This window comes from Pantoea sp. Lij88, assembly GCF_030062155.1.
In the GTDB taxonomy this organism is placed as follows: Bacteria; Pseudomonadota; Gammaproteobacteria; order Enterobacterales; family Enterobacteriaceae; genus Pantoea.
On sequence record NZ_CP118269.1, the window covers coordinates 3,336,861 to 3,360,162 of the forward strand.

Sequence of the window (23,302 nt, forward strand, 5' to 3'; positions counted from 1 at the left end):
GCCCCTTAATTTTTGGAAAGCCCCATGGAACCTTACAATCCACCGCGTGAACCCTGGCTGCACATCCTTTATCAGGATGCGCACATCATGGTCGTGAATAAACCCAGCGGTCTGCTCTCGGTACCCGGTCGGCTGGACGAGCACAAAGACAGCGTGATGACGCGGATTCAGCGTGATTTTCCGCAGGCGGAATCTGTCCACCGGCTGGATATGGCGACCAGCGGCGTGATGGTGGTAGCACTGACCAAGGCGGCGGAACGCGAGCTGAAACGACAGTTTCGTGAGCGCGAGCCGTCCAAAACCTACGTGGCCTGCATCTGGGGTCATCCGGAGAAGGAAGAGGGGCTGGTTGATCTGCCGCTGATTTGCGACTGGCCAAACCGGCCGAAGCAGATGGTCTGCTTCGAGACCGGCAAAGCCGCGCAGACAGAGTATCAGGTGCTGGAGTATCGGGCGGATAATAGTGCACGTGTTTCGCTGAAACCGATTACCGGCCGCTCACACCAGCTGCGGGTGCATATGCTGGCGCTGGGCCATCCGATTCTGGGAGATAACTTCTATGCGCATCCGGAGGCCAAAGCGATGGCACCCCGTTTGTTGCTGCATGCGGAGTCACTGACCATAACCCATCCGGCATTTGCTAATGCCATGACGTTTCGTCAGCCTGCCGATTTTTAAGGTTTATTACAGGAGTGTCGCCGTGGCCTCCTCTGTTGCAGAAGAGGCCACAGGACCGGGTGATTACTTGAAGCCTTTCTCTTTGCGAATCAGATCGTACGCCGCCTGAATTTCCTGCGCTTTCTGCTTCGCCATCTCCATCATCTCTGGCGGCAGCCCTTTCGCCACCAGCTTGTCAGGATGATGCTCGCTCATGAGTTTACGGTAAGCGCGTTTGATCGTGGTGGCGTCATCGCTGCTCTTCACACCCAGCACGCTACAGGCATCTTCCAGCGTTGGGCCACGTTGCGCCTGCTGAAAACCGCCTGAACCGCGCTGACCGCCGCCAAACTGCTGGCCGCCTTCCATCATGCGCAGGAACTGATCGAACTGACCGCGCGAAATGCCCAGCTCTTCGGCAATCACATAGAGCACCTGGCGCTCGTTGGGATGCAGTGAACCGTCGGCAAAGGCCGCCTGAATCTGGATCTCCAGGAACATCCGGATGAGATCGAACCGGCCAAAGCAGGCGCTGCGCAGTTCACGCAGTTTACTGCGTAACGGGTAATCCGCCTGCTTGCCTTCGCGGAATGCGCGCTGAGCAGCCGTGCGGGAGTCACCGTGCAGCTGCATCCTTTCCATTAACAGCGAAGCAATCTGAATATCTGCTTCTGTGACGCGCCCTTTTGACTTGGTCAGATGGCCCATCACCTGAAAGGTAGTGCTGAAAAACAGTGTCTGTCGGGTCTGATTATTTGAGAAGTAAGCCTTGCCTTGTGCGCCGCGTACTTTGTCAATCATATGGCCAATGATCAAACCGATCACAATACCCCAAAAGCCTGCGCCGGAAAGTAATCCCACCGCCAGACCCATAACTTTTCCCCAGTAGCGCATAAACTCCTCAATTCGCCATGCTTGCGGCTGAAAATTGCATTATCATACCTGTCATTTATCTCAGCGCCTAACGGCAACGCTGACAGACCAGGATTAACACTGGCGCAACGCCGGGCAGTAAGTTAGTCTCTGACCCGATTGTCGGCATGATGCCAGTTTTCATGGAATTCTCGATACCGCGTATGAAAAAACATATACCTACCCTGCTGGCCACACTGATCGGCGCAGCCATTAGCCAGCAAGCCTTTGCCGACGATTTGATGTCGCAGTGTATGTTAGGCGTGCCGAGTTATAACCGCCCGCTGGTTAACGGCGATACCAACCAGATGCCTGTCACTATTCACTCCGACGCCGCTAAAGGGAACTATCCCAATGACGCGGTCTTTACCGGCAATGTGAATATTGAGCAGGGCAACAGCCGTATGCAGGCTGATGAAGTTCAGCTTCATCAGCGTCAGCAGGAAGGTCAGACCGCGCCAGTACGTACCGTCGATGCCCTGGGTAATGTGCACTACGATGACAACCAGGTCATCCTGAAAGGTCCGAAAGCCTGGTCAAACCTCAACAGCAAAGATACCAACGTCTGGAATGGTCAGTACCTGATGGTAGATCGTCAGGGACGCGGCACCGCCGATCAGATGAAGCTGCGCGGTGATAACCGCTACACCATTCTGGAAAACGGCACCTTTACCTCCTGTCTGCCCGGCTCCAACAGCTGGAGCGTGGTCGGTTCAGAAGTGATCCAGGATCGCGAAGAAGAAGTGGCGGAGATCTGGAACGCCCGCTTTAAGATCGGTTCGGTTCCGGTGTTCTACAGTCCCTATCTGCAGTTACCGATTGGCGATCGTCGTCGATCCGGTTTCCTGATCCCGAATGCAAAATATGGCAGCAACAACGGCTTTGAGTTCATGCTGCCTTATTACTGGAACATCGCGCCGCAGGCCGATGCGACCATCACGCCGCACTACATGAGTAAGCGCGGCATGCAGTTCCAGAACGAATTCCGTTATCTGACGACAGTGGGTGCCGGTCTGGTCGAATTCGACTACCTCGGCTCCGATAAACAGTACGATAACGACAAATCCGTACGCGGCATCGCCGAAAGTGCCAACTCCGATCGCTGGCTGTTCTACTGGCGTCATGCCGGTGTCTATGACCAGAACTGGCGTTTCAACGCGGACTACACCAAAGTCAGCGATCAGTACTACTTCAACGATCTCGACTCGAAGTACTACAGCTCGACCGATAACTATGCCACGCAGAAATTCAGCGTTGGCTATGCGGACACCAACTGGGACGCCACGCTTTCCACCAAAGATTTCCAGGTGTTTGGCAATAACACCAGCAATAACGTCTACCGCGCAATGCCGCAGCTGGATGTTAATCTCTATCAGAACGATATCGGTCCGTTTGATGGCCGGGTTTATGCCCAGGCGGTGAAATTCACCAACGTCAACAGCCGCTATCCTGAAGCGACCCGCTTACACGTTGAGCCAACGCTGAACCTGCCGCTGTCCAACGGCTGGGCCAGCCTGGATACCGAAGCGAAGTTCCTGGCGACCCACTATCAGCAGACTGACGTTGATTATTACAATAATAATCTGGCGAACCAAAACGGGAAAAGTGGCGAACTGGATGAGTCCGTGAACCGCACCCTGCCGCAGTTTAAAGTGGATGGTCGTCTGGTGTTTGACCGCGATATGGACTCTGCGGCGGGTTACACCCAGACGCTGGAACCGCGCGTGCAGTACCTTTATATCCCCTATCGCAACCAGAGCAATATCTATCCGTACGACTCAACGCAGCTGCAAACCGACTACACCGGTCTGTTCCGCGATCGGACTTATAGCGGCCTGGATCGCATCGCTTCCGCCAATGAAGTGGCAACCGGCGTCACCTCGCGTATTTATGATAACGATCTGGTTGAACGTTTTAACGTTTCTGTAGGTCAAATCTACTCGTTTACCCCTTCTCGTACTGGTGTGAATGAAACCAGTAAAGAAGATGATACCGGCAGCCTGATCTGGGCTGGCGATACATACTGGAAAATCAGCGATCGCTGGGGCGTCCGGGGTGGGCTGCAGTATGACACCAAACTCGACAACGTCTCCCAGGGCAACACCGTACTGGAATACCGTCGTGATGCCGACCGCATGGTGCAGCTGAGCTACCGTTACAGCAGCCCGGAATATGTGGCGACCGCGCTGAACGATAGCACCCTGGTGACTAATCCTATTTATAAAAATGGGATTTCACAGGTGGGTACTACGGCCAGCTGGCCGATTGCCGATGCATGGTCTGTGGTAGGCGCTTACTACTACGACACCCGCAACAGACGTCCGGCGTCGCAGCTGGTTGGCCTGCAATACAGCTCATGCTGTTACGCTGTCCGGGTCGGTTACGAGCGCAAAATTAACGGTTGGGAAAACAACGACAGTAAGTACGACAACCAAATCTCATTCAACATTGAGCTGCGTGGTCTGAGTCCGAACTATGGCTTAGGCACCAACGATATGCTGCGTCAGGGCATTATCCCTTACCAGCCTGCTTTCTGATGTTGTGATGTTTGACAGGCAATCCCGCAGTGCGGAACCAACAATGGATAAAGTATGAAGAACTGGAGAATGCTGATTCTTGGTGTGGCAATCAGTGCCAACACCGCGTTCGCAGCACCACAAGTCGTTGATAAAGTTGCAGCCGTGGTCAATAACGGCGTGGTTCTTGAGAGTGACGTGGACGGCATGATGAGCACCGTTAAATCTCAGGCCCAGCAGGCAGGTCAGCAGTTGCCGGATGATAAAACGTTGCGCCATCAGATTCTGGAACGTCAGATCATGGACAACATCATTCTGCAGATGGGTGATAAAGCGGGAATTCAGATCAGCGACGAGCAACTGGATCAGGCTATTCAGAACATCGCTGCGCAGAACAAGATGAGCCTTGATCAGCTGCGTAGCCGTCTGGCTTATGACGGTATGAACTACAGCGTGTATCGTTCTCAGATCCGTAAAGAGATGACCATTGCTGAAGTGCGCAACAACGAAGTCCGTCGTCGCGTGACTATTCTGCCGCAGGAAGTCGATACGCTTGCTGCTCAGATTGGCTCTCAGAACAGCCAGGGCACCGAGCTGAACGTCAGTCATATTCTGCTGCCGCTGCCGGAAAACCCGACGCAACAGCAGGTTGATGAACAGGAAACGCTGGCGAAACAGTTGGTTGGCGAACTGAAAAATGGCGCGGACTTCGGCAAGATGGCCGTGACCTACTCTGCCGACTCCCAGGCGCTGAAAGGCGGCAACATGGGCTGGGGTAAAATTGAAGAGTTACCGACCCTGTTTGCTCAGGCACTGTCGAGCGCCAAAAAAGGCGATATCGTCGGTCCGATCCGCTCGGGTGTAGGCTTCCACATTCTGAAAGTGAACGACCTGCGTGGCGAGAGCAAAAATGTCTCGGTCACCGAAGTCCATTCGCGTCACATCCTGCTGAAGCCCTCGCCGATTCTGACAGACGAGCAGGCACGTGCACAGCTGGAGCAGATTGCTAACGATATCCGCAGTGGCAAAACCACCTTTGCGGCGGCGGCTAAACAGTACTCTGATGACCCGGGTTCAGCGAACCAGGGCGGCGACCTCGGCTGGACCTCTCCGGAAGTCTTTGATCCGGCCTTCCGTGATGCGCTGCTGCGCCTGAAAAAAGGCCAGACCAGCCAGCCGGTTCACTCCTCTTTCGGCTGGCATCTGATCCAGTTGCTGGATACCCGCCAGGTGGATAAAACCGATGCGGCCCAGAAAGAGCGCGCTTACCGTATGCTGTTTAACCGTAAGTTCGCGGAAGAAGCACAGACCTGGATGCAGGAACAACGCGCCAGCGCCTACGTGAAGATTCTGGATGGCAATGCGCAGTAATGCCCGTGTGGTGATCACGCCCGGCGAACCTGCCGGGATTGGTCCCGATCTTACCGTTCAGCTGGCCCAGCAGTCGTGGCCGGTTGAACTGGTGGTCTGCGCCTCGCCTGCTCTGTTACAGCAGCGTGCGGCGCAACTTGGTCTGCCGCTGACGCTGCGCCCTTACCAGCCTGGCGCAGCAGCCGAGCCGCAGCAGGCGGGTACGCTGACAGTCCTGCCCGTTGAAACGGCAGCGCCGGTCACGCCCGGTGAGCTGTGCGTCGCCAACAGCGACTATGTGCTGGCCACGCTGGCGCGCGCCTGTGATGGGTGTCTCGACGGTGAATTCGCCGCCCTGATTACCGGCCCGGTGCACAAAGGCGTCATCAACGATGCCGGCATCGCCTTTACCGGCCATACCGAATTCTTCGCCGATCGCGCAGGCGGGCATCGTGTTGTTATGATGCTGGCGACGGAAGAGTTACGCGTCGCGCTGGCTACCACCCATCTGCCGCTAAAAGATGTCCCCGCTGCGGTGACCCGCGACTGTCTGCATGAAGTGATCACGATTCTTCATCGCGATCTGCAGCAGAAGTTTGCCATTGCCGAGCCGCATATTTACGTCTGTGGTCTTAACCCTCATGCGGGCGAAAGCGGCCACATGGGTCGCGAAGAGATCGAGACCATCACACCAGCACTCAATGAACTGCGTCAGCAGGGCATTAACCTGACCGGCCCGCTGCCTGCGGATACCCTTTTCCAGCCTAAATATCTGCAATATGCCGATGCGGTGCTGGCGATGTATCACGACCAGGGTCTGCCGGTACTCAAATTTCAGGGGTTTGGCCGGGCGGTTAATATCACCCTGGGCCTGCCCTTTATCCGGACTTCAGTTGACCACGGCACCGCGCTTGAACTCGCCGGTCTGGGTCAGGCTGAACCGGGCAGCTTCATCACGGCGCTTAACCTCGCCATCACTATGATCAAGAGCAGTAATGAATAATCGCGTCCATCAGGGGCACTACGCCCGTAAACGTTTCGGGCAGAACTTCCTGAACGATCAGTACATTATCGACAGCATTGTCTCCGCCATCCATCCACAGCGCGATGAAGCGCTGGTAGAGATCGGTCCAGGCCTGGGTGCCTTGACCGAGCCGGTAGGTGAACGCCTCGATAAATTAACGGTGATAGAACTGGACCGCGATCTCGCTGCGCGTCTGGAAACGCATCCGTTCCTTGGCCCGAAACTGACTATCTTCCAGCAGGATGCCATGACCTTCGACTTCGCCGCACTGGCGCAGGAGAGAGGCCAGCCGCTGCGGGTATTCGGTAACCTGCCCTACAATATTTCGACCCCGCTGATGTTCCACCTTTTCAGCTATACTGGTTCGATCAAAGATATGCACTTCATGCTGCAGAAAGAAGTGGTCAATCGTCTGGTCGCCGGTCCGGGTAACAAGACCTACGGTCGTCTGACGGTGATGGCGCAGTACTACTGCCAGATCATTCCGGTGCTGGAAGTGCCTCCGCACTCCTTTACGCCGCCACCGAAAGTGGATTCTGCCGTGGTGCGTCTGGTGCCGTATGCCGAGCCACCGTATCCGGTCAGCGATGTGCGTATCCTGAGCCGCATTACGACTGAAGCGTTTGGCCAGCGTCGTAAAACGCTGCGCAACAGCCTGAGCCACATGGTGGCTGCCGGTGCACTGGAAGAGTTATCCATAGATCCAACCCTGCGTGCCGAGAACGTCTCCGTCGCGCAATATTGTCAGCTGGCAAACTGGCTGGCGAATCATCAGGGAAAATCGCAGGAGTAAGTCATGAGTGAAACGGCCCGCGTCTCCGTCCATGTGCAAAGCCAGTACGTTGCCTCACAATCCTCACCGGATGATGATCGCTACGTCTTCGCCTATACCATTACGATTCGCAATCTGGGCCGTTCCGCAGTGCAACTGCTGGGGCGTTACTGGCTGATTACCAACGGTAACGGCCGGGAAACGGAAGTTCAGGGTGAAGGCGTGGTCGGTGAACAGCCGCTTATTACGCCAGGCAATGAATTTCAGTACACCAGCGGTGCCGTGATTGAAACACCGATGGGCACCATGCAGGGACACTATGTGATGGTCGACGAACAGGGTGACACCTTTAACGTCGAGATCCCGGTGTTCCGCCTCGCCATTCAGACCCACATTCATTGATTTACACGCTTTTTGCCCGTTAACCCGGGCACCTTCCTGATGGATAAAACGTTATGAGCACATACCTGATTGGCGACGTTCACGGCTGCTACGATGAATTACGTGCCTTGCTGCAACAGGTCGATTTCAATCCTGAGCAGGATACGCTGTGGCTGACCGGCGACTTAGTGGCGCGCGGTCCGGGCTCACTTGATGTCCTGCAATACGTGAAATCGCTGGGCGACGCGGTGCGTCTGGTGCTGGGCAATCACGATTTACATCTGCTGGCGGTCTACGCTGGCATCAGCCGTAACAAGCCGAAAGATCGCCTGACACCGCTATTGGAAGCAGACGATGCGGATGAGCTGATCAACTGGCTGCGTCGTCAGCCGCTGTTACAGGTTGATGAAGAGAAAAAGCTGGTGATGGGACACGCCGGTATCACGCCGCAGTGGGATATCGAGACCGCGAAAAAGTGTGCGCGTGAAGTTGAAGCAGTGCTCGCCAGCGACAGCTATCCGCTGTTCCTGGATGCCATGTATGGCGACATGCCGAACAACTGGAGTGAAGATCTGACCGGCCTGGCACGTCTGCGCTTCAGCACCAACGCCCTGACCCGCATGCGTTACTGCTTCCCCAACGGCCAGCTGGACATGATCTGTAAAGATGCCCCTGAATCCGCCCTTCCGCCGCTGAAACCCTGGTTTAACATTGAAGGCCCGGTCGCACGTGACTACACCATCGTGTTTGGTCACTGGGCGTCGCTGGAAGGCAAAGGGACACCAGAGGGCATTATCGGTCTGGATACCGGCTGCTGCTGGGGCGGAACGCTGACCCTGCTGCACTGGGAAACGCAGCGCTATGTGGTGCAGCCTTCCAATCGCGAAAAAGCGCTGGCCTCCAGCGAAAGTCTGGCACCGCCCGCGCTATAACGGTGATGCTGGCCATCAAGGCCAGCATCCTGTTTTATGCGCCGATAATGCCGCCATCTTCGCGGGTGATCATTATCACCGATGACCGTGGACGCGGGCTGTTATTGGGGAAGTGCGAATCACCCTCTTCGCCGGGATGCTGCACGTTCACGAACAGCGTTTTGTAATCCGGCGTGAAGGTGATGCCGGTCAGCTCGCACGATTTGGGGCCAACCATAAACCGGCGGATCTCTCCGCTATCCGGATCCCCCACCAGCATCTGATTGTTCCCCTGTCCCTGATAATCCTCTTTGTTACTGTATTTGCCGTCGGTCAGGATCCATAACCGCCCATGCGCATCAAACCCCAGACCATCCGGGCTGTTAAAGGTGTTCTCAGCGGTGATGTTCGGTGTGCCGCGATAGATCCCCTCAGGATGCGCAATCGGGTTGCCGCACAACGCATAGATATCCCACTCAAATGTCTGCGCAGTGGCATCGCCCTTCTCATCCCAGCGGATAATCTGGCCGTAGATATTTTTAGGTCGTGGGTTTGCCGCATCGACCGGCATGCCTTCATTGCCACGTTTGTTATTGTTGGTCAGCGTGCAGTAAGCACGGCCATCATGCGGGTTAACGGCAATCCACTCCGGCCGGTCCATCCGTGTGGCGTTCACCACATCGGCCGCTGCACGCGCATTAATCAGGATATCGGCCTGACTGTTAAACCCCTTTTCAGCGGTCAGTCCATTTTCGCCCCACTTCAGCGCCAGCCAGCGGCCGGTGCCTTTCAGCGGTGTGCCCTGTGCATCGCCGTTGAACTGCGCCACATAGAGCGTGCCCTTATCCAGCAGTCCGTGATTAGCATTGGCATCATCCGGGATGACCCTGTCGTCTGAGACATATTTATAGATATACTCGCCGCGCTCATCATCACCCATGTAAACCACCAGCTGACCGGTTTTAGCGACCGTCACGGCGGCATTCTCGTGCTTGAAGCGGCCTAAAGCGGTGCGTTTGACCGGGATGGAGTGAGGATCGAAGGGATCGATTTCGACAATCCAGCCGTGGCGGTTAAATTCGTTGGGATTTTTTGCGATATCGAAGCGGGGATCAAAGTCGGCCCAGTTGCGCTCCGGCTCGGCGGCATTCAGGGTATAGCGCTTCTGCTGTGGGGTTGGCGTAAAGTCCGCCTGATGGGTGCCAAAATAGGTGTCGTAGTTCTCTTCACAGGTGAGATAAGTGCCCCACGGCGTTTTACCGTTGGCGCAGTTACCAAAGGTGCCCAGGACATGCATTCCCTGTGGATCGGCGGCGGTCTGCAGTGCTTTATCACCCGCTGCCGGGCCGGAAAAACGCATGGGGGTCGTGGCGGTAATGCGGCGGTTGTAGTCAGAGGGACGGACCACCTGCCAGCGATTGTCGTCGCCCCGCTTCACTTCAACGATGGAGATGCCGTGCGCCGCCTGCGACTTTTTCACATCTTCCAGACTGGTCGCTTTGCTGCCGCCGTGGGCGAACAGCGTCGGCTCATTCACGTATTCATTGTTAATCGCCATCACGCCACGCTGGTCATTGATCGCGAAGAAGCTCATCCCATCGTTGTTGTCACCGAACTGCTTTTCCTGATCTTCCGCGCTGTTGTTGCCGTGCGGATCAAAGGCGACGGCGCCATTCACCAGCGGATCACCCCAGGAGATCAGCACATCGGCGCGATAGCCGGGGGCGACCACAACCTCATCGGCGGTTGACGCGGCAATCGCCTGAAAGCCCAGCAGCGGACTCCCCGCGGGCTTCTCCAGCGCCAGTGCGCTTCCTGAAAGCGTGAGGCCGCCGCTGAGAAAGCCGGTCAGCCCGATAGCGCCGGAACCGGCGAGGAATTTACGACGCAGTGGATCACGCAGGCGGTCAGTGCTTAATGCGGAGAGTTCGGTTTTCATTATTGATTGCTTCCTTTATGACGATCCCAGAAAAGAAGCAATGCTAATGAACAGAGATGACAGCCAGGTTACAACCTGGCAGAGGGAGCGTTAGCGACGGCGGTCGAGGATCTCAAAGCAGTAGCTGTGGGAGTTGTGCTCGTCAGCGTCGTGAAACTCGCTGAACGTGGACTGCCACTCATCCGGCTCGTAGTCCGGGAACTGCGTATCACCTTCAACTTCCGCATCAATGTGCGTCAGATAGAGACGATCGGCACGCTTCAGCATCTGTTCATAGACGCGTCCACCGCCAATCACCATGATCTCTTCAGCATCACCGGCTGCCTGTATCGCCTCATCCAGAGAGGTGACCCAGGTGACGCCTTCCGCGGTGCCCGGCTTGCTGCTGACCACGATGTTCAGTCGGCCAGGTAACGGACGACCAATGGATTCAAAGGTCAGTCGACCCATGATGACCGGTTTCTTCAGCGTATTGCGTTTGAACCACGCCAGATCTGCAGGCAGGTCCCACGGCATGGCGTTCTCCATTCCAATAATGCGATCTGCTGCTAATGCCGCGATAAGACTAATCATGTTAACCACTCACTGAAAAAAATTGGCGCCATGATACGTAAAGGTGAAACTTTCGTCGATAGGGGGAAAGGTCTATTTGCGTAAAGCTTTTCATGATGCCGTTTTTCACGGCCTGTGCAGCGTTTTTCACCGCGTAATCGCGTCAGTTTGCCGCAGCGCGCCAGCGATTGGCCTCAGGCTGGCACAAAAGCGTGCGCAAAAGAAAACGGCTCCCGGAGGAGCCGTCAGGGTTATCAGAAGTCGTAGCGCAGACGCACCAGATTCATATCACCCAGGTTATCAGTGCTGGAGGTGAACACATGTTCGTAATCAACACGGAAACCGTAGTCGAGGAACAGCGTCACACCCAGACCGTTGTCGATGCGCTGGTAATCGCGACCCGTCATGACCTCAATGCGGTCGCCCATAACATAAGGCTGCACCGCTTTCAGACCATACTGCGCCACCGGAATTTTGTAACCGGCGAAATATTCGATGCCCCACGCATCGCCAGCAAAGTAGTCATGCACATCTTTGCGTTTGGTGGTCATGAAGTTCTGATACCAGCCACCACCGGCTGACAGCGTCCAGTTGCCTGGTGTCCAGCTCAGTGCGGTGCCGTAGATGTTCTGGTCGTAATCGCGGCTGTCGCCATTGTTCGGATTACGCATCGCCGCGCGGGTGTAGTTCCACGCCGTGCCCCAGCTCAGATCGTCAGTGATGTGGTAATCCACACCCAGCGAGCCGCCGCCTTTGCGCTTATAGCGCAGGCCGTTGCCTGGCAGATATTCATTATCGTCGAACAGATACGAAGCGTAGATATCCGCATCGCCGAAGGTGTTTTTATACTTCAGCTGCTTACGTGAACGGTAAGATCCGTCATAGTCGCCGTTGATTCCGTTGCCCGGTGCCTGGCCGATCATGTCGTAATCCCAGATATCGGTTTTGGCGCCCACGGTGTCGTAATAAACGCTGTTCTGCTGACCAAAGGTAAGCTGACCCCAGGTTTTGCTTTTCAGACCGGTGTAAAGCTGGCGACGCGAGGTGTTATTGGCACCATCGGCATAATGACGATCCCAGCTGAAGACCGCCGGGACGTTAACGCCCAGCTCGTAGTAGCTGATCCAGCTGACGTCATCAAACAGGTAGTAGTCCGCGCCGAAACGGAAACGGGTGCCGCCATCGAAACCGTCGCGCTTGTAGGATTTGTCATCCACGCCGGTCTGATGATTGACCTGAGCACGAATGCTGCCGCCAACAGTAAAGTTAAGGCGGCTAAGTGGATCGCCTGCCTGCGGATCCTGTTTTAACAGAGTCACTTCCGCCTGGCTGGCGAAAGGAAGAATAGCCATCAGTGCAGCCACTGCACTCAGAGAAAAAGTACGCATTTTCATTTTATATTTATGTCCTGATACGCTCCAGTGATGAGCGGCAGGCATAGTACTGGCGAAAAATCCGTACAGGAAGTGTTTATATTATAAATTTGTGCGAACCGGCCTCATCCGCACCCAAAGCTAAAAAATTAAGCCAAATCAGTGACTTTAACGCAAATGCCAGACTAACCAGCGACATGACTTTCGGATTATCGCCAATGAGCGGGCAAAAAAAAACGGCTCCCGGAGGAGCCGTTTTTCACGTGACATCGCCTTACATAGCCTTTATCTGGGCATGCATTTCCTGAACGGAGATAACCTGTTCCGTCGGGTCAGCATTCAGCGCCATTGCAGTCGCGAAGCCGCCATTCAGCGTGGTGTCGTAGTGCACTTTATACTGCAGTGCGCTGCGGCGAATCAGCTTCGAATCTTCAATCGCCTGACGACCCGCCGTGGTATTGACGATGTAGCTATACTCGCCATTCTTCAGACGGTCCTGAATGTGCGGACGACCCTCATGCACCTTGTTAACCAGGCGCGGATTAATGCCCGCTTCGCCCAGCACAACCGCCGTGCCGTGAGTCGCATCCAGTTCGAAACCAAACTTCTGCAGCTTAGCAGCCAGGTCGACGATACGTTTCTTATCGCCTTCACGCACCGACAGCAGCGCACGACCCGACTTCTTCATGTTGCTCTGTGCGCCCAGCATCGCTTTGGAGAATGCCTCTGCGAACGTACGGCCCACGCCCATGACTTCACCGGTAGAGCGCATTTCTGGCCCCAGAATCGGGTCAACGCCCTGAAACTTGTTGAACGGCAGCACCACTTCTTTAACAGAGTAGTAAGGCGGAATCACCTCTTCAGTGACGCCCTGCTCTGCCAGCGTTTTACCAGCCATCACGCGCGCGGCCACTTTCGCCAGCGGTACACCGGTCGCTTTTGAGACGAACGGAACGGTACGCGCCGCACGTGGGTTCACTTCGATCAGGTAGACTTCGTTGTCTTTCACCGCGAACTGGACGTTCATCAGACCGCGAACGTTCAGCTCGAATGCCAGCTTTTCGACCTGCTGGCGCATCACATTCTGAATCTCCTGATTCAGGGTGTAGGCCGGCAGTGAACAGGCGGAGTCACCGGAGTGAACGCCAGCCTGCTCGATGTGTTCCATGATGCCACCAATCAGCACACGCTCACCGTCGCAAATCGCATCCACATCCACTTCAACCGCATCATCCAGGAAGCGATCCAGCAGCACCGGTGCATCGTTGGAAACCGACACCGCCGTCTGGAAGTAGCGCTTCAGGTCGATCTCGTCGTAGACGATCTCCATGGCACGGCCACCCAGCACATAAGAAGGACGCACTACCAGCGGATAGCCCAGGCCAGCGGCTTTCTCAACGGCCTGCTCCAGCGTAGCGACTGTGGCGTTGGCCGGTTGTTTCAGGTTCAGGCGATCAACCGCCTGCTGGAAACGTTCACGGTCTTCAGCACGGTCAATCGAGTCCGGGCTGGTGCCGATAACCGGTACGCCTGCGGCTTCCAGCGCACGCGCCAGTTTCAGCGGGGTCTGGCCGCCATACTGCACGATCACGCCTTTTGGCTGCTCGATGCGCACAATCTCCAGCACATCTTCCAGCGTGACCGGCTCGAAGTAGAGACGATCGGAGGTGTCGTAATCGGTCGAGACGGTTTCCGGGTTACAGTTGACCATGATGGTCTGGTAACCATCTTCACGTAGCGCCAGGGCGGCGTGAACGCAGCAGTAATCGAATTCGATACCCTGACCAATACGGTTAGGTCCACCACCCAGAATCATGATTTTTTCGCGATCCTGACTTGGGTTGGCTTCGCACTCCTCTTCATACGTGGAGTACATATAGGCAGTATCCGTCGCGAATTCTGCGGCGCAGGTATCTACACGCTTATAAACCGGGTGCAGGTTAAACTGCTGACGCAGCTTGCGGATTTCGCTCTCTGCCACACCCGCCAGCGTCGCCAGCCGTGCATCGGCAAAGCCTTTACGCTTCAGCGTGCGCAGGAAGTTTGCGTCCAGGCTGTTCACGCCTTCGCGGGCCACCTGATCTTCCAGTTTCACCAGCTCTTCAATCTGCACCAGGAACCAGCGATCCACATTGGTCAGATTGAACACGCCATCTACTGACATGCCGGCACGGAAAGCGTCTGCGATGTACCAGATACGGTCGGAACCGGCATCTTTCAGCTCGCGACGGATGCGGGTTAACGCTTCCGGGTCGTCGAGATGCACTTTTGGGTCGAAGCCGTTAGCACCCACTTCCAGGCCACGCAGCGCTTTCTGCATGGACTCCTGGAATGTACGGCCAATCGCCATCACTTCACCGACTGATTTCATCTGCGTCGTCAGGCGATCGTTAGCTCCGGCAAATTTTTCGAAGTTGAAACGTGGGATCTTGGTAACGACGTAGTCGATTGACGGCTCAAACGAGGCCGGTGTTAAACCGCCGGTGATATCGTTCATCAGCTCGTCGAGGGTATAGCCGACTGCCAGCTTGGCCGCGACTTTAGCAATCGGGAAGCCGGTCGCTTTTGACGCCAGCGCCGAGGAGCGCGACACACGTGGGTTCATCTCGATAACAATCAGACGGCCATCTTTCGGGTTAACCGAGAACTGCACGTTGGAGCCGCCAGTCTCAACACCGATCTCACGCAGTACCGCCAGCGAGGCGTTACGCATGATCTGATACTCTTTGTCGGTCAGCGTCTGAGCAGGCGCAACCGTGATGGAGTCACCGGTGTGAATCCCCATTGCGTCGAAGTTTTCGATTGAGCAGACGATGATGCAGTTGTCGTTTTTATCGCGCACCACTTCCATCTCATACTCTTTCCAGCCAATCAGCGACTCATCAATCAGCAGCTCATTAGTCGGAGAGAGGTCGAGACCGCGTTCGCAAATCTCTTCAAACTCTTCACGGTTATAGGCGATGCCGCCACCGGTGCCGCCCATGGTAAAGGAGGGACGGATGATGCACGGGAAGCCAACATCTTCTGCCACGGCCAGCGCTTCTTCCATGGTGTGCGCAATGCCGGAGCGCGCGGTATCCAGACCGATACTTTTCATCGCCACGTCGAAACGACGACGATCTTCTGCTTTGTCGATCGCATCAGCGGTCGCGCCGATCATGGTGACGCCAAACTCTTCCAGCACGCCATGACGTTCCAGCTCCAGCGCACAGTTCAGCGCTGTCTGGCCGCCCATCGTGGGCAGTACCGCATCCGGGCGCTCTTTTTCGATGATTTTGCGCACCACTTCCCAGTGAATCGGCTCGATGTAGGTCGCATCGGCCATTTCCGGGTCGGTCATGATCGTCGCCGGGTTGGAGTTCACCAGAATGACGCGGTAACCCTCTTCACGCAGCGCTTTACACGCCTGCGCACCGGAATAGTCAAATTCGCAGGCCTGGCCGATCACAATCGGACCGGCACCAAGAATCAGGATGGATTTTAGGTCTGTACGTTTTGGCATGAATTAGCTCCTGATTACTTCGCTTGCAGACGGAATGCGTCAATCAATTCAATAAAGTGGTCAAACAGCGGCGCAGCATCACCCGGGCCCGGACTGGCTTCCGGGTGTCCCTGGAAGCTGAATGCAGGCTTGTCAGTGCGATGAATGCCCTGCACGGTTTTATCGAACAACGAAATGTGGGTCACACGCAGGTTCGCGGGCAGATTGTTCTCATCGACCGCAAAACCGTGGTTCTGCGCGGTGATCATCACGCGGTTGTTTTCGAGATCTTTCACCGGATGGTTACCGCCGTGGTGGCCGAGCTTCATCTTCACGGTCTTCGCACCACTGGCCAGCGCCAGCAGCTGATGACCCAGGCAGATACCGAATACCGGAATCTCTGTCTTCAGGAAGGACTGAATCGCGCTGATGGCGTAGTCGCACGGCTCCGGGTCACCGGGACCGTTGGAGAGGAAAATGCCATCCGGATTCAGCTTCAGAACCTCTTCGGCCGGTGTCTGTGCCGGAACCACGGTCAGACGACAGCCACGATCGACCAGCATGCGCAGGATGTTGCGCTTGGCGCCGTAATCGTAAGCCACCACATGGTAAGGCAGCGACTCCGCAGTGGCCTGCTCTGGCAGACCCGCGTCCAGCGTCCAGCTGCCCTGCTGCCAGCTGTAAGTCTCCGTGGTGCAGACCTCTTTCGCCAGATCCATTCCTTTCAGTCCCGGGAACGCCTGGGCTTTTTGCAGCGCCAGCGCGGCATCCGGATTGTCGCCGGCAATAATGCAGCCGTTCTGCGCCCCTTTTTCACGCAGCAGGCGCGTCAGCTTGCGGGTATCAATATCGGCAATCGCCACAATGTTGTTGCGCTGCAGGTAGGCGGATAAGCCCTCTTCACTACGGAAGTTGCTGGCAATCAGCGGCAGGTCACGAATAACGAGGCCCTGCGCATGAATCTGGCTGGATTCTTCGTCGGCGGCGTTGGCACCGACATTACCGATATGGGGATAAGTGAGAGTAACGATTTGGCGGGAATAGGAAGGATCAGTGAGGATTTCTTGATAACCGGTCATTGAAGTGTTGAAAACGACTTCTCCCACTGCCGATCCTGTTGCCCCGATGGCCCGACCGTGGAATTGGGTTCCGTCTTCCAGAACCAGAATTGCTGACTTGATCAAAACATCCTCCAGGGAATAAACAGTCAATATATCTGCATATTAATTCAAAATAGCCGCCTGAATCAATGCAAAAACCGCCTGAATTGTCGATTTTTGGCAAATTGCGCGCATTCTAATGATCGCCCTGGTCATTGTCTACCCTGAAGCGGTATTTTTTCATGCTTATCTGCCTTATGAGGAAAAAAACGGGCATAAGCGGCAAAAAGAGGGGAAAACTCGGCGGAATAATCGTTTGCCAGGCAGCGTAAAAACGAAACCGGCGCAGCAGGACCTTTATTTTTGACCAAATGGTCAAAAATGGCGTTCTGACGGGCTGACAAACCCGAAAAACCTGTAAAAATAAGCATCAGAGAGGAGTTTTAAATCAGAATGGCATTTTTCAGATAAAATTAAGGGCAATGAAAACATTGCCCCTTTTCAATCAAGTGATTAGCGATTGAAATAACCACATCACGATGGTTCACAACACTCACAACATCGACAAATCCAGCACATCCCGCATATCAAAAAGGCCAGATTTCTTATCTTTCAGCCATAACGCTGACTTAACCGCACCATTTGCAAAGGTCATACGGCTTGAAGCCTTGTGGGTAATCTCCACCCGCTCGCCGATATCTGCAAACATCGCCGTATGCTCACCCACGATGTCACCCGCGCGTACTGTCGCAAAACCGATGGTCTGCGGCTGGCGTTCACCGGTGTGGCCTTCACGCGTATAAACCGCATGCTCATCCAGTTTCCACTGCATTGCGTCGGCTATCGCCTCACCCATCGCCAGCGCGGTGCCAGAGGGCGCATCCACTTTATGGCGGTGGTGAGCTTCAACGATCTCAATATCCGCGTATTCACCCATCACTTTGGCAGCCTTCTCAAGCAGCTTCAGCACCAGGTTAACTCCCACGCTGAAGTTAGCCGCGAACACAATGGCGATATCTTCCGCCGCCGCGCGAATGGCCGCTTTGCCTGCCTCATCAAAACCGGTGGTGCCAATCACCATCGCTTTGCTGTACTCACGGCAGATCGCCATATACTCCAGCGTGCCTTCCGGGCGGGTGAAATCGATCAGCACATCAAAGTCGTTAATCACCGCGCGTAAATCGTCTGCGATGATGATGCCATTCTTCCCGATGCCCGCTAATTCACCAGCGTCGCTGCCGGTCAGCGATGAGCCCGGACGGGCCAGTGCCGCCCCCAGTTCAACGCCTTCTGCCTGCTGCGTCGCCTGAATCAGATTACGGCCCATTCGGCCCGGCGCGCCCACAATAGCAATGCGGATAGTGCTCATATTTATTCATTCCTAAAACAAAACTATGCATCCAAAGCGTCATCAGGTTAACGAGGAGTTAACAGTCACGCCACTATTAATCCGTGATAATAAGAATTTTATGCCAGCCGCCCGTGATTATCAGTAAAAGCAATCATCGCAGCAAACCAGGGCATTTCTGACAGACTAAAAAAACAAAAAAGGCCGAACAGAGTCGGCCTTTTTATCAGTCATATCGAAGCGTTACTGCACGTTGCGCACGTCAACGCGCAGTTCTTTAGGCACTTCGAAGACAATATTCTCTTCACGGCCAATCAGCTCAATCGCCGCTTCGCCGCCCAGCTCACGCAGCCGCTGGATCACCTGCTGCACCAGAATATCGGGGGCTGAGGCACCGGCGGTAACGCCGATACAGGCCACGCCTTTTACCCACTCTTCCTGAATATCATCAGCAGAGTCGATCAGCTTCGCCAGCTTACCGGCACGCTGTGCCAGTTCGGCCAGACGGTTGGAGTTGGAGGAGTTCTTCGACCCCACCACCAGCACCACTTCCGCATCTTTCGCCAGCGTACGAACGGCTTCCTGACGGTTGGTGGTGGCGTAGCAGATATCATCTTTACGCGGCCCGATGATCGCCGGGAAACGCTGACGCAGGGCATCAATGATGTCAGAGGTGTCATCCACCGACAGCGTAGTCTGCGTCATGAAGCTCAGATTGTTTTCGTCTTTGACGGTCAGTCTGAAGACATCTTCCGGTGACTCCACCAGATACATGCCGCCATTAGGGTTGTTGTACTGCCCCATGGTGCCTTCAACTTCCGGATGCCCTGCATGACCAATCAGTATCGCCTCCACGCCCTTACGGCTGGCACGCGCCACTTCCATATGTACTTTGGTCACCAGCGGACAGGTGGCGTCGAACAGCATCGTCAGATTGCGCGCTTTAGCTTCGGCACGTACGGCCTGTGAAACGCCGTGCGCGGAGAAGATCAGAATCGCGTTATCCGGCACTTCGCTGATCTCTTCGATGAAGATAGCGCCCCGCTCACGCAGGCTGTTCACCACGTAGCGGTTATGCACCACTTCGTGACGGACGTAGATAGGCGCGCCATACATCTCCAGCGCGCGCTCGACAATACTGATGGCGCGATCAACGCCAGCGCAGAAACCGCGCGGATTAGCTAACAGGATTTGCATCGTTCGCCTCCAGTGCCGGATCAATTTCCAGCACCTCTACATCAAACTGAATACGACGACCTGCCAGCGGGTGGTTGAAATCCACGGTGATTGAGTCACCGGAGACTTCACGGATCACGCCTGGCATTTCACTGCCGCCCATGCCGCTGAACAGCATGATGGCACCCACTTCCGGTTCACCGGCATCGATAAAGTCCCGACGCGAGAAATACTGGATCAGGTCAGGGCTGACGCCGCCAAAAGCATCTTCCGGCTCAAGGGTGAACTGCTTAGTCTCACCCGCTGTCAGCCCCAGCAGTGCCTCCTCAAGTGCCGCAGAGAGGCTGCCATCACCGAGACGGAACAGCGCGGGCTTGCCGTTTGCACGGGTCGATTCCGCCGTCGAGCCATCTTCCAGCTTCAGCGTAAAATGCACCAACACCGCGCTTTCGCGCTGTACGGACTCAGTCATCACTTACCCTTTCTGTTTAGCCTGTTTGCCGTTCGGGCTGAAAAAGCCCTCCAGCACCACCAGTGCGGCACCAATACAGATGCCGCAGTCAGCGATATTAAATGTAGCGAAGTGCCAGTTACCGACATAGAAATCGATAAAATCGACCACAAAGCCATGATATGAGCGATCGAACAGATTGCCGATCGCGCCGCCAATGATCAGGGCATAGGCGATGTTAGCCATCTTCTGACTGGCATGATTGCGATACATCATCACCATCAGAGAGATCACGATAGCCAGCGCAATACCGGCAAAGAACCAGCGCTGCCAGCCGCCTTTGTCTGCCAGGAAACTGAACGCCGCGCCATAGTTATGCGCGTAGAACAGATTCAGATAAGGCATCAGCGGCTGGGTTTCATGCAGCATCATGTTGTTCATCACCCACTGCTTACTGGCGAAGTCGACAACAATCACCACCAGCACCAGCCACAGCCAGCGCAATCCGGTTGATAAAATAGGTTTACGCATCAGGCAAATTCACGCTGTTCGCCGTCACCGGCTACGTTAGTGTAACAACGACCACAGACCTCAGCATGCTCAGGATTCTGTCCGACGTCGGTAGTGTAATGCCAGCAGCGCTGACATTTCTCGCCTTCCGCCTTGTGCAGCGCGATTTTCAGACCTTTCAGCCCTTCACTCTGCTGCGCTTCGTCGTTCGCCAGAGCGTAATCCGCCACCTGTGCGCCAGAGGTCAGCAGCACAAAGCGCAGTTCATTGCCCAGCGCCTGCAGTTTCGCGGCCAGCTCCGGATCGGCATACAGCGTGACCGTTGCTTCCAGTGCGCCACCGATGCGTTTATCCGCACGCGCCTGCTCGATAACCTTGTTCACTTCGCCACGCACTTTCAGCAGCTCAGCCCAGTAGGCGTCATTCAGCGCTTCATCTTCCGCCAGGCCAAACAGACCCTGATACCACTCTTCGGTGAAGACATACTGCGCACGTTCGCCTGGCAGGTAGCCCCAGATCTCATCCGCGGTAAAGGACATGATCGGTGCCATCCAGCGTACCAGCGCTTCGACGATGTGCCACAGCGCGGTCTGGCAGCTGCGACGTGCCAGGCCATCGCCTTTCGCGGTGTACTGACGATCCTTGATGATGTCGAGATAGAAGCTGCCCATCTCAATCGAGCAGAACTGCATCAGACGCTGGATCACTTCATGGAAATCGTAGTTCTCATAAGAGGCGACGATATCGGCCTGTGCCGCCTGGGCACGACCCACTGCCCAGCGATCCACCACGATCATCTCTTCCGGTTTCACCAGGTCGGTGGCCGGGTTGAAGCCGCTGAGGTTAGCCAGCAGGAAACGTGCGGTGTTACGGATACGGCGATAGGCATCGGCGGAGCGTTTGAGGATCTCATCGGAGACCGCCATTTCACCCGAGTAATCGGTTGAGGCCACCCACAGACGCAGAATATCAGCGCCCAGTTTGTTCATCACATCCTGCGGCGCGACCGTGTTGCCGATTGATTTCGACATCTTGCGGCCCTGACCATCCACGGTGAAACCGTGTGTCAGTACCTGACGGTAAGGCGCTTTGCCCTTCATCGCCGTAGAGATCATCAGCGAGGACATAAACCAGCCACGATGCTGATCGGATCCTTCCAGATAGAGGTCAGGCGCATGTCCGCCAAATTCCGGACGCGCATCAACCACGGAATAACTGGTTGAACCGGAGTCAAACCAGACATCCAGCGTATCCGGCACTTTGACGTAATGATCGGCGTCGTCGCCCATCAGCTCGCGCGGGTCGAGATCCCACCAGGCCTGGATGCCTTCCTGCTCAACGCGCTGCGCCACTTTCTCCATCAGCGCCAGCGTGTCCGGGTGCAGCTCTTCGCTCTCTTTGTGAACGAACAGCGCCATCGGTACGCCCCACGTACGCTGACGGGAGATACACCAGTCAGGACGGTTCGCCACCATCGATTCGATACGCGCCTGGCCCCAGTCCGGGATCCACTGCACGCCTTTGATCTCTTTCAGCGACTGCGCACGCAATCCTTTCTGATCCATGCTGATGAACCACTGCGGCGTAGCGCGGAAGATGATCGGCGTTTTATGACGCCAGCAGTGCGGGTAGCTGTGCAGCAGTTTCTCAACGTGCAGCAGCGCGCCTTTCTCTTTAAGCAGCTCAACGATCATGTCGTTGGCTTTAAAGACGTTGACCCCATCCAGCGTCGGCCAGGTGCCTGGCAGATAGGTGCCATCCGGTCCGACCGGGTTAGCCGTTTCAATGCCATATTTCTGACCGATGACATAGTCATCCGGGCCGTGGCCTGGTGCGGTGTGAACTGCACCGGTACCCGCGTCCAGCGTCACGTGATCGCCCAGTACCACCAGCGACTCCAGCGCCAGGAACGGATGCTGGAACTTCTGCAGCTCCAGCGCTGCGCCCTGACATTCGCCCAGTACCTGCCATTCGCTGACACCGGCGCGCTTCATGACGCTTTCCACCAGCTCTTTCGCCAGGATCAGGGCGCGGCCCTCGATCTGGATCAGCTGATACTCAAATTCAGGATGCAGGGAGATGGCGCGGTTAGCCGGTAATGTCCACGGCGTCGTCGTCCAGATCACCAGTGAAATCGGGCCATTGACCTGTGCCACGCCAAACGCCTGACGCACCGCGTCGGCATCGACAGCGTTAAACATCACATCAATCGATGGAGAGGTTTTGTCGTAATACTCGACTTCCGCTTCTGCCAGGGCAGAACGGCAATCCAGGCACCAGTGCACCGGCTTCGCGCCTTTGTGCAGGTGGCCGTTGCCGATGATTTTACCCAGCGCACGAATGATGTTGGCTTCGGTGCCGAAATCCATAGTCAGGTAAGGACGATCCCAGTCGCCCAGCACGCCCAGACGGATAAAGTCCGCCTTCTGGCCTTCAACCTGTTCAGCGGCGTATTTACGGCACGCTGCACGGAATTCGGCGGCGGTGACTTTCTCGCCTGGCTTGCCGATCATCTGCTCAACTTTGTGTTCGATCGGCAGACCGTGACAGTCCCAGCCCGGCACATACGGCGAGTCATAACCCGCCATGCCTTTCGACTTAACGATAATGTCTTTCAGAATCTTGTTAACGGAGTGACCAATATGAATGCTGCCGTTCGCATACGGAGGGCCATCATGCAGGATAAAGGTTTTTTTCCCTTTTTTGGCTTCGCGGATGATGCCGTACAGGTTGTCGGCATACCAGCGTTGCAACATTCCCGGTTCGCGTTTGGCCAGATCGCCACGCATCGGGAATCCCGTTTCCGGCAAATTCAGGGTAGATTTATAGTCACTCATCAGATTCTCGAT

19 protein-coding genes are annotated in these 23,302 nt (G+C 55.7%); 8 read left to right on the forward strand and 11 right to left on the reverse strand.

Going from position 1 to position 23,302, the window contains the following annotated elements:
• The first annotated feature begins 24 nt into the window (after positions 1 to 24).
• Positions 25 to 678: a bifunctional tRNA pseudouridine(32) synthase/23S rRNA pseudouridine(746) synthase RluA gene (gene rluA / locus PU624_RS19495; RefSeq protein ID WP_283546276.1), complete on the forward strand. Its 654-nt coding sequence runs from the start codon at positions 25 to 27 to the stop codon at positions 676 to 678.
• Between the two features lie 63 nt (positions 679 to 741).
• Here the strand turns inward: rluA and djlA are convergent, their stop codons facing one another.
• Entirely contained in the window at positions 742 to 1,551 is an 810-nt protein-coding gene (djlA, locus tag PU624_RS19500) for a co-chaperone DjlA (RefSeq protein ID WP_283546277.1), read from the reverse strand.
• 182 nt (positions 1,552 to 1,733) lie between these two features.
• On the opposite strand from djlA, the gene lptD reads away from it, so the two are divergent.
• The 6 genes from lptD to apaH are packed head-to-tail and all read left to right on the forward strand — an operon-like array spanning position 1,734 to position 8,544.
• The gene (gene lptD, locus PU624_RS19505) at positions 1,734 to 4,106 is read left to right on the forward strand and encodes an LPS assembly protein LptD (protein ID WP_283546278.1); all 2,373 of its coding nucleotides are present in this window, start codon (positions 1,734 to 1,736) and stop codon (positions 4,104 to 4,106) included.
• A 54-nt stretch (positions 4,107 to 4,160) separates the two neighbouring features.
• On the forward strand, positions 4,161 to 5,456 hold the full coding sequence (gene surA / locus PU624_RS19510) for a peptidylprolyl isomerase SurA (protein ID WP_283546279.1): 1,296 nt from the start codon (positions 4,161 to 4,163) through the stop codon (positions 5,454 to 5,456).
• On the forward strand, positions 5,446 to 6,438 hold the full coding sequence (gene pdxA / locus PU624_RS19515; protein ID WP_283546280.1) for a 4-hydroxythreonine-4-phosphate dehydrogenase PdxA: 993 nt from the start codon (positions 5,446 to 5,448) through the stop codon (positions 6,436 to 6,438). The genes surA and pdxA overlap by 11 nt, the downstream gene beginning before the upstream one ends.
• Positions 6,431 to 7,252 (forward strand): 16S rRNA (adenine(1518)-N(6)/adenine(1519)-N(6))-dimethyltransferase RsmA, encoded by an 822-nt coding sequence (rsmA, locus tag PU624_RS19520; RefSeq protein ID WP_003854805.1) that lies wholly within the window; start codon positions 6,431 to 6,433, stop codon positions 7,250 to 7,252. Before pdxA ends, rsmA begins: the two co-directional genes overlap by 8 nt.
• 3 nt (positions 7,253 to 7,255) lie before the next feature.
• Positions 7,256 to 7,633, forward strand: a complete 378-nt coding sequence (gene apaG, locus PU624_RS19525; RefSeq protein WP_283546281.1) for a Co2+/Mg2+ efflux facilitator ApaG/CorD — start codon at positions 7,256 to 7,258, stop codon at positions 7,631 to 7,633.
• Between the two features lie 53 nt (positions 7,634 to 7,686).
• Entirely contained in the window at positions 7,687 to 8,544 is an 858-nt protein-coding gene (apaH, locus tag PU624_RS19530) for a bis(5'-nucleosyl)-tetraphosphatase (symmetrical) ApaH (protein WP_283546282.1), read from the forward strand.
• A gap of 34 nt (positions 8,545 to 8,578) precedes the next feature.
• Here apaH and PU624_RS19535 read toward each other — a convergent pair whose 3' ends face one another.
• From PU624_RS19535 to carA, 5 genes are all read right to left on the reverse strand, one after another.
• Positions 8,579 to 10,462 (reverse strand): PhoX family protein, encoded by a 1,884-nt coding sequence (locus PU624_RS19535; RefSeq protein ID WP_283546283.1) that lies wholly within the window; start codon positions 10,460 to 10,462, stop codon positions 8,579 to 8,581.
• A gap of 90 nt (positions 10,463 to 10,552) precedes the next feature.
• A complete protein-coding gene (gene folA, locus PU624_RS19540) occupies positions 10,553 to 11,035 on the reverse strand; it encodes a type 3 dihydrofolate reductase (RefSeq protein WP_283546284.1) in 483 nt (160 codons plus the stop codon).
• A gap of 233 nt (positions 11,036 to 11,268) precedes the next feature.
• Complete coding sequence (locus PU624_RS19545; RefSeq protein WP_283546285.1) at positions 11,269 to 12,408, reverse strand: porin; 1,140 nt, start codon at positions 12,406 to 12,408, stop codon at positions 11,269 to 11,271.
• Between the two features lie 253 nt (positions 12,409 to 12,661).
• Positions 12,662 to 15,889 carry a carbamoyl-phosphate synthase large subunit gene (carB, locus tag PU624_RS19550; RefSeq protein ID WP_283546286.1) on the reverse strand — a complete coding sequence of 1,076 codons (3,228 nt, stop codon included), beginning with the start codon at positions 15,887 to 15,889 and terminating at the stop codon, positions 12,662 to 12,664.
• Between the two features lie 14 nt (positions 15,890 to 15,903).
• Positions 15,904 to 17,052 carry a glutamine-hydrolyzing carbamoyl-phosphate synthase small subunit gene (carA, locus tag PU624_RS19555; protein ID WP_283546287.1) on the reverse strand — a complete coding sequence of 383 codons (1,149 nt, stop codon included), beginning with the start codon at positions 17,050 to 17,052 and terminating at the stop codon, positions 15,904 to 15,906.
• 115 nt (positions 17,053 to 17,167) lie between these two features.
• Between carA and PU624_RS19560 the strand changes: the two genes are divergently transcribed.
• On the forward strand, positions 17,168 to 17,335 hold the full coding sequence (locus PU624_RS19560; RefSeq protein ID WP_283546288.1) for a hypothetical protein: 168 nt from the start codon (positions 17,168 to 17,170) through the stop codon (positions 17,333 to 17,335).
• A 186-nt stretch (positions 17,336 to 17,521) separates the two neighbouring features.
• On the opposite strand, the gene dapB is transcribed toward PU624_RS19560, so the two are convergent.
• The 5 genes from dapB to ileS form a co-directional block, all read right to left on the reverse strand.
• On the reverse strand, positions 17,522 to 18,337 hold the full coding sequence (dapB, locus tag PU624_RS19565) for a 4-hydroxy-tetrahydrodipicolinate reductase (protein ID WP_283546289.1): 816 nt from the start codon (positions 18,335 to 18,337) through the stop codon (positions 17,522 to 17,524).
• Between the two features lie 222 nt (positions 18,338 to 18,559).
• Positions 18,560 to 19,513 carry a 4-hydroxy-3-methylbut-2-enyl diphosphate reductase gene (ispH, locus tag PU624_RS19570; protein WP_003854823.1) on the reverse strand — a complete coding sequence of 318 codons (954 nt, stop codon included), beginning with the start codon at positions 19,511 to 19,513 and terminating at the stop codon, positions 18,560 to 18,562.
• Positions 19,494 to 19,964, reverse strand: a complete 471-nt coding sequence (gene fkpB, locus PU624_RS19575) for an FKBP-type peptidyl-prolyl cis-trans isomerase (protein WP_283546290.1) — start codon at positions 19,962 to 19,964, stop codon at positions 19,494 to 19,496. Before fkpB ends, ispH begins: the two co-directional genes overlap by 20 nt.
• 3 nt (positions 19,965 to 19,967) lie before the next feature.
• Positions 19,968 to 20,474: a signal peptidase II gene (gene lspA, locus PU624_RS19580; RefSeq protein ID WP_090964192.1), complete on the reverse strand. Its 507-nt coding sequence runs from the start codon at positions 20,472 to 20,474 to the stop codon at positions 19,968 to 19,970.
• Positions 20,474 to 23,290 carry an isoleucine--tRNA ligase gene (gene ileS / locus PU624_RS19585; protein WP_283546291.1) on the reverse strand — a complete coding sequence of 939 codons (2,817 nt, stop codon included), beginning with the start codon at positions 23,288 to 23,290 and terminating at the stop codon, positions 20,474 to 20,476. Before ileS ends, lspA begins: the two co-directional genes overlap by 1 nt.
• Positions 23,291 to 23,302 lie beyond the last annotated feature (12 nt).